The sequence below is a fragment of the Dyadobacter sp. CY261 genome, assembly GCF_021440085.1.
Taxonomy (GTDB): Bacteria; Bacteroidota; Bacteroidia; order Cytophagales; family Spirosomataceae; genus Dyadobacter.
On sequence record NZ_JAKCPW010000007.1, the window covers coordinates 372,972 to 387,757 of the forward strand.

Here is a 14,786-nt window from a genome sequence, read left to right on the forward strand (position 1 = left end):
CTTAAAATATTGATCTAAAAACCGAGTTGAAGTCCCAGCATGAATGTGCGCGGCTGCGGCACCTGGCCGGTATCGATGCCCCTTCCGAAGATGAAATTGCCGCTGCCGGTCACCTCTGGATCATAGCCCGAATAGTTGGTGAATGTGAACAGGTTCTGGGCCGTGATATACACGCGGAGGCTGGAAATAATGTCGGCCGTCGATGGCTTGATCTTCGAGCCGGGCACCGTATATCCGAGCGTCACATTGCGGAAGCGGGCATAAGCACCGTTTTCGACATACCACGATGAGTTGCGGAGGTTGGCGGCCGTCCCGTAGTTCTGTCCGGCGCGGGCGATGTCGGTAATGTCACCCGGGTTTTGCCAGCGGTCCAGTACGGTGGTTTTGGTATTGAATGGCAATGCCACACCTTCGAGGTAGTATTTGGTACCGTTGATGATCTGCACGCCTGCTACACCCTGTAAGGTGGCCATGAAGTCGAAGTTCTTGTAATTCAGGTTTATATCGACGCCGTAGGTCAGTTTCGGGATGGGGCTGCCGAGGAAAGTCTGGTCGGCGAACGTTACCTGTCCGTCTCCGTCGATGTCTTCGAAAATGCGGTCGCCCGGGAGCAATCCGGCCTGGTACACGGCATTCTGGTCACCGCTTTTGGCACGTGCCAATGCATTGTATTTCTCGATATCCGCATTGTCAATGGCAACGTGGTCATATTTGTATCCGTAGAATGCGCCGATCGGCTGGCCCACTTCGGTGCGCGACATAGCCGGTACCGAGTAGAATGCGCCCGCAATAATGGGCACAGCGCCCTGCGTTCCCAGCGAAGTCACCTGGTTCTTATTGTAAGCACCATTCACATTGATACTGTACCGCAGATCTTTGGCCGTGCCGTTATAACCCAAAGTCAGTTCAAACCCCTTGTTGAATGCCGATGCCGCGTTAATGAGCTGGCTGGTGGATGCACCGCTCACGCCGCCGTAGCCGGTTGAGAGTGCCACGGGTACTTCCACGAGCAGGTCTTTATTTTTACGATTGTAATAACCTGCACTCACGGTGAAATGGTTGTGAAAAAATGTTGCGTCCAGGCCCACGTCGACCGTCGAGGTTTCTTCCCATTTCAGGTTCGGGGTGGAAGGAATGGCCACTGTAGCGCCGTTGACGAGTGTTTCGTTCGGGCCGAGCGGATAGGTTACACTGTTACCCGAGCCGGTCCAGACCGTCGACTGGTAGGAAAAACCGTTGATGTTCGAGTTACCGGTTTTCCCCCAGCTGGTACGCAATTTCAGGTCGGAGATGAAGGGGATGTTTTTCATGAATGCCTCATCCGAAATGCGCCAGCCCAGACCCGCCGAGGGGAAGTATCCCACCCGGTTTTCCTTGCTGAACAGCGAAGTAGCATCGCGGCGGCCGGTGAGGGTCAGAATGTATTTTTCTTTGAAATTATAATTCACACGGGCAAAGTAGGAGATGAAGCGAGAATTGGAATTGGCCGCTCCCGAGCTGAAATTCACCGTCTTGGCCACGCCTATCTGGTGGATTTCCTCGTTGGCAAAATTGCTTCCCACCAGGTTCACCGAGCGCGACAGGTAGCCGTCGCGGTAGGAATTGCCGGCCGTCAGCGTAATGCCGTGGTCTTTGAATTGTTTGTTGTAAGTAAAATAATTTTCAAGAATGTAGCTCAGGTTGTAGCCGTACCCTTCCGAAATCTGGCTCTGGGTCACGAGCTGATTACCGGCGTAGGTTGGGTTATAGGAATAGTTCTGGTTAAAATTGTAAGTGCCCCCAAACTGTGTGCGGAAGCGCAGCCCCTCGATCAAATCGATCTCGCCGTACAATTGCAGGTAGTTGTTCAGGTTGCGGTTCTTGGTGTCGTATAAATTGGGGATAATGAGCGGGTTTTGCGAATCGTTACCGTCCCTGGCGCTCGTCGCGATGCCGTAGCCGCCGAGGAGGTTGGTAGGGTCCAGTACCGAAATATAGGGCGGCATGCGAAGGCCATTCAGGATATTGGCGGTGTTACCGTCCGAAAGCTGGTAGCGCATGTTCAGTTGCTGGCCCAGTTTAATGCGTTTGCCGATGTATTCTTCCAGATTGAAACGGAAGTTGGCGCGGGTGAACGTCAATGCCTGTACCTGGCTTTCCTGTTTGGTATAACCCGTTGAAAAGCTGTAAGTAACGTGCTCTGTGCCGCCGCCGAGGTTGATATGGTGCTCGGTCATTTTAGAAGTCCGGAACATTTCCTTTTGCCAGTCGGTCTGCGTGATGTTGGCTTCCGGTGTGGCGAGACGTGGCGGAAGCGGCTGGCCATAATTGGTATACCATTCTTTAACCAGGTCGGTATATTGCTGCGCATTGAGCATATCAAATTGCTTCCACGGCTTCGAAATGCCTACATAGCCGTTGTAAGTCACCCGCGGCTTGCCGGTTTTGGGCAGACGCGTGGTCACGACCACCACGCCATTTGCACCTTGCGCACCGTAAATGGCCACCGAAGAGGCGTCTTTCAATACACTGATGTATTCAATGTCATAAGGGCTCAATGAGTTGAACATCGTCGCGTCGCTCTGGATACCGTCGATCACGTAGAGGGGTGCGGCGCTCGTAAAGGAACCCGTACCGCGCACGACGATCTGTGCACCGGCACCCGGTACGCCGCTATTGTTGATCACCTGTACACCCGCGATCTTACCCTGCAACAATTGCGAAGTGTTGCTCACGCCCACGTCGCCGAAGTTTTTACGGCTAAGCACGCCTACCGAACCCACCAGGTCTTTCCGCGACTGCTCGCCATAACCGATCACGACGAGTTCCTGCAATGCATTTACATTCTCGGCCATCACCACGTCGATCGTCGTGCGGTTGCCTACGGTCACTTCCTGGCTGGCAAAACCCACGAAGCTAAAAATCAGGGCGGCATTCTCGTCTTCGACGGTTACCTGGTAGTTGCCCGCGAAATCGGTGGTAACCCCGCGGTTGGTGCCTTTCACGACAATACTCACACCCGGGAGCCCGTCGCCTTTCGAATCCAGCACGCGGCCTTTGACAGGCAATGCGGCGATTTGCGCCACCGTGACAGCTAGGTTGGCCTCGCCCGGCGCAGGCGTGCCGGGCAATGGGTCTTCCTTGGGTATTTCTTCCAAGTTAGGCGCTTCGAAGGCCGTTTTGCGGGTTTGCTTTTTCAGGATCAGGTACGTGCTCTTTCCCGATTTTTTAAATGCCAGGTTGCTTGGAGTGAGCAGCGATTCGAGCTGTTTTTCGAATTTGGCATTACCCGCCTCAACAGGTACGGAGATCGAAATGCCCTGCACGGTCGACTCTTCGAATACAATACTGACCTGGTACTTTTTGCCGAGTTCGATGAGCGCGTCTTTCAGCTTTTGGGTTTCAGGGCCGTTTTGCCTGGCCGGATGGAGCCGGGAGGCCTGCACGAACGCTACGTTCTGTGCAACGGCACTCCGGCCCATCAGCAGCGCCATCAATACCAACCCTGATTTCGAGAGTAATTGATTGGACATAGATTTAGGGAAGTTTAGGAATAGTCAGTTCAATGTGATCGTCTTTCTGGATGATTTCGATTTCCATCAGTTCGGACAGGATCTGTAAAAGATCATCGGCCTGCTCCGCCTTGTAAATGCCGCCGATCCTGCGTTGGGCGAGTAACGTGTCGGGTATACGCACACGCGTATCGAATTGTTCTTCAATCTGCAGCGCTACGTCTGACAGCAGGGTATTGTCGAAGTAAAAAGTCTGCTCTTTCCAGGCGGTGTAGGGGCGGGGATCGTCCGGGGCTGTCATTTCAAAAGCCCCGTTGCGGCCCGACACGAATAGGTTGCCGGGTTTCATATACACTTGCTTGCCCTCCGGCAATTGCAGTTTTACTTTGCCATTTTTGAGAAAAACCCGCTTACCTCGTGCCCGGGAGAATGCGACAAACTCGGTTCCGAGCACCTCGATCTGGTAATCGTCGGCCATTTTGACCACAAACCGGTCGTTATCGCGGGTATGCGTCACTTTGAACTCGGCCTCGCCGTCCAGGTACACTTCCCGCGTTTTGCCCGAAAACCCGAAACGGGGCACCAGCAGCGTGGAATTGGAATTCAGCAACACTTCTGTGCCTTCAGAAAGCCGGTAGGAAACCGTGCGGCCCGGTTCCGATTCCAGCGATTTATAGCGGATTTGTTTTTGAAATACAAAACTTCCCAGCGCGGCAATTGCGGCTGCCGCTGCTACCCATACCCATGGTTTGCGGCTGGTATTGGCCGTCGGCTCCCAGCTGGTGTTCTGGCAGGGTTCTTCGGCGTTGCCATTCAATGCCGCCTGGAAATGCGCCAGGGCACGGTCGGCGTCCGGGGTGAACTGCGGGTGCTGGCTTTCCCATTCGTCGAGGTAGCGGTAATATAATTCCTCGTTTTGAGGCTCGGCGAGCCATTCTTCGATCAGTTTGCGCTGGATCGAGGTGGTGTTGCCTTCGAAAAAATCGAACAGCAATGCTCGGATAACAGATTCCTTCATGGTGCGGACTAGCAGAAAAATAGCGTAATGAACAGGACCCAATGTGCGGATAATTCCTTCCGCAACCGGCTGAGTGCCCTGCTGACGAGTGCTTCCACCGCCTTGGGGCTGATCTTCATTTCTTCGGCGACCTCCTCGTATTTCTTCCCCTCCACGCGTTTGAGCAAGTAGGCACGGCGGCATTGTGCAGGCAGCTCGCGCACGATGTGCTCGATCCGCTGGTGGAGTTCGGAGTATTGCAGCGCTTCGTCGGGATTGGGGCTGTCGGAAGCATGCACGGGCGCGTCGGCGGGCGGGATAAACCGCATTTGCCATTTGAGGTAGTTATAGGCCCGGTGCCGAACCGATTTATAGAGGTAGGCGCGGTACGACATGTTCACCTGCAGGAACGTTTTGTTTTGCCAGAATGCCGTGAAAATCTCCGAAACAATGTCCTCGGCCACTTCCCGCGAATGCACAAAGCGGATCGCATGGTTGCAGAGGTTGACATAATAGCGGCGGAAAAGCAATTCGCAACCCTTTTCGGGGTTTTCGCTGAACTGGCTTCGCAGCAGCCATTCATCATCGCTCACGATGCCCGCTGGCAACGTACGGTCCGGATTATCCTGGCTGTGAGCCGGAAAATCGTCGAAATCGTTGAGGGGAAATGCAGTCATCAGTCTGGTTATAATGGGGCTGTCCTGAAATTACCCCCACCAGACAATTAAAGACTACTTTCCCCTATGTTGCAAATAAAAAATTTATAAAACTCTTTCAGGCGGAATATAATTTCAACGAAAAATGTAATTGCGAAATATGTAAATAGAGCGGCTGACATAAAAAAGAAGAAGCCGCTTCCGACGGCTTCTTCTGAACCCCAATAACAGTTCCTGTAAAAAAGGGGTGTTATCCACTGTACTTTTCCTCACCCGTTTCCATGACAAAGTTTGGTTACCGAATATCTACCTCATGCACCACCCCGGCCACCTGCAAAAACGAATCGACCAACTCCCTGGTTGCCTGATTAATGTGCCGTACCGATTGTTCTTTTACACCGCCCTGGACGATCGTCCAAAGGCTGCGGAAGGCGCTCGGCGCGCGGATGATGTCGCGTATAGCATAGGCTACTTCAATGGGTTCCGGTTTGAAGGGGCCGGGTTTATATTTCTCGACGATCGATTCCCGGACAAGCTCCATTTCGTAACCGTATAAGTCGGTCACTTCGGGATTTGCAGGGACGGGTTGGTTGGTGATCAGGTTCGTGGAGGGGAACATGCCGGGCTGCACGAGGGCAATCCCGATCCCGGCCGAGGCCAGTTCATAATAATAGCTGATCGTCAACGCGTCGAGCGCTGCCTTCGTAGCCGAATAGGCACCCATTACAGGAAGCGGAATGCGAGAGGCGGTTCCGGAAAGGTTGATGATCAGGCCCTTTTCACGCTGGTGCATATACGGCAACACATGCTTGATCATCCGGTCCGGCCCAATCACATTCACCTGGAACATCCGTTCCATCTGAGACACACTCAGCGTCTCGTTTAGTCCCAGATAGCCGACACCTGCATTATTGACGAGCACGTCGATCTTGCCGCCGGTGCGTCCTGCGATTTCATGCATAGCGCATTCCGCTGAGTCGTCGCTGGTTACATCCAGGTCCAGCACTGTCAATTGCAAATTGTGCAATTCAGCCCAATCCGTCAGATGCTGGGCTGGTATCCGATTTTTTGTTTCCGTATTCCGCATGGTAGCGAACACATGATGTCCGTCTGCCGCGAGTACCTGGGCTGTCACTTTACCGAAGCCGCTGCTGCTTCCTGTCAATAGAATGTTCTTCATAATGCCGATAGGTTTACGTTTTATCGTAAGTCAAAGATATCCGGTTGGGGATCGCCAAAAAATGGATGGATGCCGCTAATATTTGTATTTTCGACTGGTAAAGCCGACTGAATGTGCCCTGGAATGAAGGCTGTGTCAACTGAGCCAAATCGAACTGCGTCGTCACGCGATGTCCTGCTATCTCACGCGATGTCAGGCTTTGTCACGCGATGTAGGCTTTGTCACGCCATGCTAGGTTTTGTCACGCCATGACACGCCTTGTCACGCTGAGCGAAGTCGAAGCGCGCAACAGTACCGCGCTTCGACTTCGCTCAGCGTGACAACAGCGTGACAACAGCGTGACAATTTGAGACCATCCTATCGGCTTATGAGAAGCCTCTCAACGATCAGAATCCCGGATTGTTCGGCAGCAAATTCGGGTTCACGTCCGATTCCTGTCTTGGTACCGGGAAAAGCAACTGCTTTTCGCTGAAAGTGGCACCGAAAACGGTTTTGTGGCCTACGAAATCGTCCCAGTTACCGGTCACGTCGTTGTGCACTTTGCGGGTACGGATCATGTCGAACCACATTTTGTTTTCAAAGCACAATTCGAAATACCGTTGCGCCCACACTTCGTGCTCGAAAGCGGTTTGGCTCAATCCCGAAACAGGGGCCAGATTGGCGCGTGCACGAATGGCGTTTACGTATTCAACTGCCTTGCTGTTCGGTGTGCCTTCGGCGCGGTTGGAAGCCTCAGCATACATCAGGTACACATCGGCAAGGCGGTACAAGGTGTAATTCAGATCCGATTTGATGGAGTTGGTGACTGCATTGGCATCAAACCATTTGTAAATGTACGTGTTCTTGAATTTCACGGGCTGGCCGGTCTTAATGCTTGGTGCCGTAGTGTAGAAAAACTGCTTTTCTTCCACCCGCTTATCGCCCGCCGGGAATGATTTGATAAACTCCGGTGTCGGGTAAACCGAGCCGTATTCATCCGCGTATTTCGAAATGCCCGAGTAGTTGGGAATGGTCAGCGGGGTGAGCGGGTTGGTCAGCGGGACACTGGCTGCAAATTGTACCTGGAAAATGAATTCGCCGAGGTTCTTGTTTGCCGGGTTGATCATGTCGGTGTAATTCTTGAAAAGTGAATAACCGCCTTTCTGGATCACATTCAACGAGCGCTTGGCCGATTCGGCATAGTACTGCTGGCCACCATTGATCGCCGCTCCCGCGTAGGTCAGGTATACATCCGCCAGAAGTGATTCCACCGCTGACATTGATACCATTCCCGTCGTGTTCGACCACGGTAAAGTGGATGCTTCGGCCGCGAGCAGGTCCGGGATGATGATCTTGTCGTAAATATCCTTCGCTGGCGTGCGGGGCACGTTCAGGTCCAGACTCGTTGGAACGGTCGTGACGGCTGGGACTGCGCCATACATCCGTACCAGGTAGAAGTAGTACAGCGCGCGTAGCATATGCACCTCGGCGAGCATGTTGTTCTTTTGCTCTTCGGTGAGCCCTGCGGCATTGATGCCCGGAATGCTCTGAAGGGCGAGGTTACAAGCGCCCACGCCCAGGTACATCTGCTGCCACCAGGTATCAAAGTAGAATGAAGTATTGGTATAACCGAGATTTTCGAAGTTCACAAACCCGGTCTGGCCGAGGTCGCTATTGGCTTTGCCTGTCATGAATTCGAGCAAATTGTAGGTATTTCCACCATAGGAAGATGGCTGGCCTGCCAGCAACCCCTGCAAATTTACATAGGCAGAATTGGCATAAGCCCGCGCCACCTTGCTGCTGGAAGCCTCCGAATCAGGCGTCAGAAATCCGGTCGGGTTTTCTTCCAGAAAATCGGAGCATGCGCCTAGCGTCAGCAATGACGCCGCCAGCAATATATTTTTCAGCACTTTCATATCTTTTGTAGTTGCGGTTTAAAAAGTAAGTGTCAAGCCCAGGTTCCAAACCCGTGGACGGGGATTGGAGAAGAAATCCAGGTTTTGTGAAAACGCGGTGTTGGCACCATAGCCAGCATTGAAAGTATCTACCTCAGGGTCGTAGCCGCTGTATTTGGTGATCACAAACAGGTTTTGAACACTTGCATAAATCCGCAGGCGGTCCATTTTCAGCCTGTCGAGAACGTCCTTGTCGAAGGAATAGCCGAGCATGAAGTTCTGGCCGCGGATAAAGGAGCCGTTTTCTACCCACCAGGTATCGAAATGCGAGTCTTGCGCGAATTTGTAGTTACGTACCTGCGAGATCATCGTATTCTGGTGGTCGGGTGTCCATGCGTCGAGCACGGTCGCCAGGCTATTGGCGATGGTCTGCCGGTCTTCTACCGAGTGCTTGAATGTCGCCGCGGTATTCAGGCCTTCCACGAAGCGGATGTTGAATGAGAAGTCGAAGCCTTTGTATTTCATGGTGCTGTTGATGCTTCCCGTCCATTTCGGTGTCGTGCGGCCGATAATGCTGTAATAATTGCTTCCGTCGGCATTGTAAATATATTTTCTGTCGCCGGGTTTCAGGTTATGCTCGGCAGCCTCAGACGCTTCGTCGCTGCTGTAAGTCCCGACCCTCGTCATCCCGTATAGCGAACCGATCGGCTCACCCACACGAAGGATGTTGGTTTGTCCCAAGAAGTTGGGGCCGGGGAAAATGTCGGCGTTGCCACGGTTCAGTTTCAGGATCTTGTTCGCATTGGTAGCCAGGATGAAATTGGTTGTCCAGCTGAAATTGCGCGTTTCAATATTTGTCGTATTCAAGCTCACCTCGAAACCCGAGTTCCGTACCGAGCCTACGTTTTGGTACACATTGGCATTCACTTCACCGGCCGACCAGGGGATAGGCGCTTGCAGCAACAGGTCTTTGGTGACGCGGTTATAATAATCCACCGTCAGGTCGATCTTCTGGCCAAGCCCCATTTCAACACCTGCGTCAAACTGCAACGACTTCTCCCATTTCAAATTAGGATTACCCAGATAGCTCGGAAGCAATGTCGATTGCAGTGCGCCGTTCAGCACCGTGCTGGTCGGGTTGGTCGTTCCTGGCTGGATCTGCGCGATGGATTGGTACTGACCGATTTCCTGGTTACCGGAAAGACCATAACTGGCACGTAGTTTCAGGTTGGTAATGGTTTTGTTGCCTTTCAGGAATCCCTCTTCCGATACGCGCCAAGCGGCACCCACCGACGGGAAGAATGCAAACTTGTTATTAGCCCCGAATTTGGAAGATCCATCGTAGCGACCGGTCGCAGTGAACAGATATTTTTCGTCCAGGTTGTAGGTCAGGCGGGCGAAGTAGGAGTTCATGGCCCATTTGTAGTCCGCAGACGTAGAAGAGCTCCGCACCGATCCCGAACCAAGTGTATGCCATTGAAATATATCGTCTATGAAATTTTGGGTTTCAACGAAATCTGTTTCCTGGTTGTATTGCTGCCACGATGCCCCGAGCAATGCGGTAAACCGGTTGCGGGAGTTGATCGTCTTGTTCCAGGTCAGATAGTTTTCCGACTGCCAGTAGGTGTTCAGATAGCCGCGAATGTTGGCAACCCCACCCTGATCGGCAGACATGTGTGCCAGATTTTGGGAAGAAAAATAGTTGTTCTTCTGGGATTGCAGGTTAAACCCTAGATCGGTTTTGAAATCCAGGTCCTTGGCGATGTGGAACAGCAAATAGGTATTGCCCAGCGATTGGAGCGTGTTATTGATGGTATACCGGTTGTTGGCAATGTTCACAGGGTTAGGCCCGCCTTCGAGTCCGGCGATATCGTTGTTGCCGGCCCAGGTGCCGTCGGGGTATTTCACTGGCAGGATCGGCACTTCTTCCGAAACCATGCGGGGCACGTTCAAACTACCATTTCCGTCGGATACCATGCGCTGCCGGCTGCTGATCAGCGACAAACTTCCACCCGTTCTCAGCCAGCGGTTGACATCCGTATCTACTGTAAACCTGAGATTGTAGCGTTTGAATGCCGAAGTCGTCATCAGGCCATTCTGGTTCAGATACCCGAGCGACAAGCTGAACAGGGTTTTATCGTTCCCGCCCTGAAAGTTGAGCTGATGGTTGTTGGAGAAAGCAGGTTTGTATACCTCTTTTTCCCAGTTCGTATTGTACAAAGGCTTGTCGTTCGCATCGAACAACAATGGGAAATTGGCGTGGTTGAGCTGGACAGGGGGTGTCCACACACCACCAGCAGGGTCGAATTTCGTGCCGTTGGCATAGGCTTCGTTATAGACCTTTACAAATTGGTCCGAATTCAAGGTTTTGACGTGCCGGTAAAGGTCGCTTACATTGACATTGCCGTCATAAGAAACCTTCATGCCGCCCGCGCGACCGCGTTTGGTGGTGATCATGATGACGCCGTTGGCACCCCTCGCACCATAAATTGCGGTCGACGACGCATCTTTGAGAACTTCCAGAGAGGCAATGTCATTGGGGTTGATCGAGTTACCATCCACACCGATCACCCCGTCGACCACATAAAGCGGGTCGATGTTGGAGTTAATGGAGCCGATACCGCGGACGCGTACTTTGGCGGCGGCACCCGGCGCATTGCTGTTGACGCTCACCTCGACACCCGCGATCTTACCTTGCAGGGCCTGGGAAACGTTGGGGACCGGCTTGTCGACCAGCTGTTCGCCCTTGATCGTGGACACAGCGCCGGTAAGGTCCGATTTACGAACAGTACCATAACCGATCACGACCACTTCATTCAGCGCTTTCGAATCGGCCACCAGGCCCACGTCTACTACCGATTGGTTGCCCACGGCAACTTCCTGGCTGGTAAACCCTACGAAGCTGAACACCAGCGTGCTGGATTCATCGGGGACGGTAATTTCATAATTTCCGGAGGCGTCTGTCGAGGTTCCTACGCCCGTTCCTTTAATAAGCACGTTTACACCCGGAAGCGGGGAGGAGTCTTTGGAATCCAGGACTTTACCCGTTATTTTTTTATCGGTGGCAGAAGCGGGGCTACCGGCGTTTGCGCACAGGGAAATTAGCAGCAGGAGGTTTAGCAGGGCTATATTGATAGTCCTGACCGGCCAAATGACTGGCCATTGTATATCACTTTTCATGCAGGGATTAGTTAGTGTTTATTAAGCGTTTGTTCTTAAAAATTGCAATAGTGGGCAGTCCGTACGGGCAGAACGGGAGCGCGGATATTTGTCATGATTAAAAATGGTTTTAGTAAGATTCTCAGTTTTCAATGCTTTCAAGTCATAGTGTTTCCACCGCCTTTTGCTGTGAAGCCGGCGTGATCCTTAGTTATTTTGAGAGGTGAGGGAGATATTAATATTTTTGAAAAATATAGTCCAAAAGAGGGCTGAGCAGATTTAAATGCCGTTAAAATGACCTTAAATTAGAATTAAAATGCAGCGCGGGCGCTGCGGGGATGCAGTGCCCGCGCTACGGAGGACGGTGCAAGGATGTGATGGCAGGGAGCGCGGACATCAGCGGTTCTCTCACTTACCGATTCGCGTCACCGGCGTCATACTCATGGACCTGTGAACCGACTTATGAATTGGAATGGATAATGCCTGAATTACTAGCAAACCAACGTTCGACGGAACTTTGAAACTCACTGTAATCGGGTTTGCCGTCAGAAGCCCAGGCAATGATTCCGTCGGGGCGCACCAATGCGGCGTTCAATCCCAGCCGATCTTTCGCCCGGCCGGAAACGTAGTTAACTCGATCGCGATGCTGGCCAGCCCAGGTTTTGAGTGAATGATTTGTATCAAAATCAATCACTAGCCCCCTGCCGTCGCGCATCAGCTCACCGATTTTTACACCGTCATCGAACTCGAAATTGGGAACATAATAGCCGATTAACGGATGTTCTCCTCCAAGGTCATAATGCGTGTCAACACCCCAAACCCGTCCGGCAATGTAGGTGGTAACGTCGCGCGTGTCCATCAGGTCACGGAAAATGGCATTCAGCGCGCGGGCGTGCGGGTCTGGCTTCATGATTGCCACCTGTGCGCGTGACCAGTCCAGGACTTTTGTGCCAATGGGGTGCCGTTCGGCATAATAGCTGTCCAGCAAGCCTTCCGGTGCATTACTATGAATTGTAGCGGCGAGTTTCCAACCGAGGTTCATGGCATCGCCCAAGCCGAGGTTAAGCCCCTGGCCGCCCAGTGGAGAGTGAATATGTGCGGCATCACCGGCTAGAAGTACCCTGCCGTTGCAATAGGTAGTGGCCTGTCGTGCCCGGTCTGTCCAGGTGGTGGCAATATGCAGGGTGGCGAGGGTTACGTCGGTTCCCGAAATGCGGCGCAGCACCTGCTGAATGTGTTCGAGCGTAACGGGCTGACCGGTACCATGAAATGCGCCGCCGTCAAAGTCCTGGATGACGAGGTAGCCCGGCTGCGATTGCAGGTACATGCCGGTGGCGGTCATATTGCGGCCTGGTTTGAGCTTTTCCGGGTTGATAATGTCCGCCTGGACCGAGTAGCCGGTAAATTCGGGTTCCGTACCAGCGAATTCAAAACCACCTGCCTTGCGAACAATACTCCGGCTACCATCGCAGCCCACAAGCCATTTGCTTTCGAATGAATGTTCAGCACATTGGACCGTAACGCCATCCGCCGTCTGGTGAAAGCCTGTGATGGCGGTGCCATAATTGATTTCGACGCCCAGGGTTGCTGCCCGACGAGCGAATATTGTTTCCAGCTCTTCCATTTCAGACAGCAAATGCGTTTCTGTTGAGCTTGTCAGTCGATTACTCCATCGAGAAGCGTCTATTTTGCCGGGATAAAAGGAGATACCGGCAAAGTGCCCTACCTGGCGTTCGGGCTGGGGGCTGGGTCCGGAAGCGGGGATGGCGTGCGGGTTTTTGACGCGCTTATGTATTTCAAGTTCTTGCAGCAGCCCGCGACGATCAAGCGCTTCAATGGTGGGGGTGGAGAGGCCGCGTATCCCGAATGGAAGTTGCTTCAACGGCGAATGTGGATTGTCGGCTTTTTCGAGTATCAGTACCGAACATTTGGCCAGCGCAAGTTCACAGGCGAGAAACAGGCCGACAGGCCCTGCGCCGGAGATGATTACATCGTAGACAGGTTGATTTTGAGTGGATTTGCTGCTTTTAAATTTAGTTTGCATAGCGATTGTGTTTCGGGTAGTTGAAACACAAAAATCCGCAACGTACTGGCGTCAGGCTTGTACAAACGCGACAAAATCACGGTCGGCGGCCAGTTGCCTTTTTTTCGCTGTTCGCGCGAACGCCGCGGGGGTAGTGCCGCTGTACCGCTTGAACTCCCTGCTGAGATGGGACTGATCGGCATAGCCGAATTCATGGGCGAGGCCCGCAATGTTCGCTCCCGGATCAAGCCATAGATGATTTCTTACCTGCTCAAAGCGCATCAGCGCGGACACGTCTTTCACCGTATGGCCGGAAGACTGTTTGAATTTTCGTTCCAGCGTGCGGACTGTCGCATGTGCCGCCTCAGCTACCTGGCTCACCGGTATAGTGCCCTTCGCTTCGCTCATGGCGACGCCCGCTTTGAATAGCATACTGTCAATCGCAACCCGCGAGCGGACGTCCAGGAAAAAATGTCTTAACTGGGTCACTGCTTCATCGACCCTGCCCGTGCCAATCAAATCACTCAATGTGGATTGAAGCTGAGCAATCGGATGCGCCAATATGTGCACGCTACCTTTGCCGGATGGTAACCCAAGTAAATCGAAGACAGTCCACGGATAACACCGGACACCGATTATTTCCAAACGGTTTTTTGAATAAAAAATAACAGGCTTATTGAGCAAGCCTACCACGAAAGGAGACGGGAGTGGCAAGTCTCTGTGGCTGGAAATGCTGCAATGGCCTCCAAAATAAAAAATAATTTCTGCGTACCCGTCTGGTATTACTTCAAAGCCGGATTGTACCGCTCCAAAGTCCCTTCTGTCGTACCAGAAGCACTTTATCGTATCCTGCAATTCTTCCGGTGGTTCAAATTCCTCGTGCTGCATTTTGCAAGATAGGTTAATTCGGAAGTACCGAATGGCCGTGGGAATGATTTTTGTTGGGTTATACGAGCCAAGTGGCCTCTGAAACAACAAATTTTAAATATCATGAAAAAATTAGCAGTTCTGATCGCATTCTGTGTCATGTCATTTGCCGCCTACTCGCAGGACGATCAATCAAAAGCAGAAAAAGCAGCCGCGGAAACAAAAGAGGCGGGCCGGAAAGCCGGAAAAGAAATTAAGAAGGACGCCAAATATGTGGGAGACAAAGCGGAAGATGGTGCGGAAAAAGTAGCCGATGGTTCCGAAAAGGCTTACGACGCAACTAAAAAAGGCGTGAAAAAAGGCGCTAAAAAGACGAAAAAAGGTGCAGAAAAAGCATACGAAGCAACCAAAGAGGAGGCGAAGGAGCTTAAAGAAAAAGCAAAAGACGACCGCCGTTAAGATGGTCGGGCATCATGGGAGCAGCAGGAGTTATCTCCTGCTCTTTTTTTTGCCTAAGCAAGCGTTTTAAAGTCGAAAAG

At 52.4% G+C, this 14,786-nt stretch carries 9 protein-coding genes; 1 reads left to right on the forward strand and 8 read right to left on the reverse strand.

What is annotated here, in order from left to right:
* Window positions 1-14: 14 nt before the first annotated feature.
* The 8 genes from LZD49_RS20945 to LZD49_RS20980 form a co-directional block, all read right to left on the reverse strand.
* Entirely contained in the window at window positions 15-3,512 is a 3,498-nt protein-coding gene (locus tag LZD49_RS20945) for a TonB-dependent receptor (RefSeq protein ID WP_234669609.1), read from the reverse strand.
* Between the two features lie 4 nt (window positions 3,513-3,516).
* Window positions 3,517-4,509 (reverse strand): FecR family protein, encoded by a 993-nt coding sequence (locus tag LZD49_RS20950; RefSeq protein WP_234669611.1) that lies wholly within the window; start codon window positions 4,507-4,509, stop codon window positions 3,517-3,519.
* Window positions 4,510-4,517: 8 nt separating this feature from the next.
* Window positions 4,518-5,165 carry an RNA polymerase sigma-70 factor gene (locus tag LZD49_RS20955; RefSeq protein WP_234669613.1) on the reverse strand — a complete coding sequence of 216 codons (648 nt, stop codon included), beginning with the start codon at window positions 5,163-5,165 and terminating at the stop codon, window positions 4,518-4,520.
* A gap of 274 nt (window positions 5,166-5,439) precedes the next feature.
* Window positions 5,440-6,324: an SDR family NAD(P)-dependent oxidoreductase gene (locus LZD49_RS20960; protein ID WP_234669615.1), complete on the reverse strand. Its 885-nt coding sequence runs from the start codon at window positions 6,322-6,324 to the stop codon at window positions 5,440-5,442.
* A 386-nt stretch (window positions 6,325-6,710) separates the two neighbouring features.
* Window positions 6,711-8,219, reverse strand: coding sequence for a RagB/SusD family nutrient uptake outer membrane protein (locus LZD49_RS20965; RefSeq protein WP_234669616.1), 1,509 nt, complete (start codon window positions 8,217-8,219; stop codon window positions 6,711-6,713).
* 18 nt (window positions 8,220-8,237) lie between these two features.
* Complete coding sequence (locus tag LZD49_RS20970; protein ID WP_234669617.1) at window positions 8,238-11,378, reverse strand: TonB-dependent receptor; 3,141 nt, start codon at window positions 11,376-11,378, stop codon at window positions 8,238-8,240.
* Between the two features lie 439 nt (window positions 11,379-11,817).
* Window positions 11,818-13,401 (reverse strand): FAD-dependent monooxygenase, encoded by a 1,584-nt coding sequence (locus LZD49_RS20975; protein WP_234669619.1) that lies wholly within the window; start codon window positions 13,399-13,401, stop codon window positions 11,818-11,820.
* 51 nt (window positions 13,402-13,452) lie between these two features.
* Window positions 13,453-14,268, reverse strand: coding sequence for an AraC family transcriptional regulator (locus LZD49_RS20980; RefSeq protein ID WP_234669620.1), 816 nt, complete (start codon window positions 14,266-14,268; stop codon window positions 13,453-13,455).
* A 102-nt stretch (window positions 14,269-14,370) separates the two neighbouring features.
* Between LZD49_RS20980 and LZD49_RS20985 the strand changes: the two genes are divergently transcribed.
* The gene (locus LZD49_RS20985; RefSeq protein ID WP_234669622.1) at window positions 14,371-14,706 is read left to right on the forward strand and encodes a hypothetical protein; all 336 of its coding nucleotides are present in this window, start codon (window positions 14,371-14,373) and stop codon (window positions 14,704-14,706) included.
* The last annotated feature ends 80 nt before the right edge of the window (window positions 14,707-14,786 follow it).

Excerpts from the sequence above, each read along its gene's own strand:
- LZD49_RS20985 (WP_234669622.1), top strand. The coding sequence starts at position 14,371 with ATGAAAAAATTAGCAGTTCTGATCGCATTCTGTGTCATGTCATTTGCC.
- LZD49_RS20970 (WP_234669617.1), bottom strand. The coding sequence starts at position 11,378 with ATGAAAAGTGATATACAATGGCCAGTCATTTGGCCGGTCAGGACTATC.
- LZD49_RS20975 (WP_234669619.1), bottom strand. The coding sequence starts at position 13,401 with ATGCAAACTAAATTTAAAAGCAGCAAATCCACTCAAAATCAACCTGTC.
- LZD49_RS20950 (WP_234669611.1), bottom strand. The coding sequence starts at position 4,509 with ATGAAGGAATCTGTTATCCGAGCATTGCTGTTCGATTTTTTCGAAGGC.
- LZD49_RS20955 (WP_234669613.1), bottom strand. The coding sequence starts at position 5,165 with ATGACTGCATTTCCCCTCAACGATTTCGACGATTTTCCGGCTCACAGC.
- LZD49_RS20945 (WP_234669609.1), bottom strand. The coding sequence starts at position 3,512 with ATGTCCAATCAATTACTCTCGAAATCAGGGTTGGTATTGATGGCGCTG.
- LZD49_RS20980 (WP_234669620.1), bottom strand. The coding sequence starts at position 14,268 with ATGCAGCACGAGGAATTTGAACCACCGGAAGAATTGCAGGATACGATA.
- LZD49_RS20960 (WP_234669615.1), bottom strand. The coding sequence starts at position 6,324 with ATGAAGAACATTCTATTGACAGGAAGCAGCAGCGGCTTCGGTAAAGTG.
- LZD49_RS20965 (WP_234669616.1), bottom strand. The coding sequence starts at position 8,219 with ATGAAAGTGCTGAAAAATATATTGCTGGCGGCGTCATTGCTGACGCTA.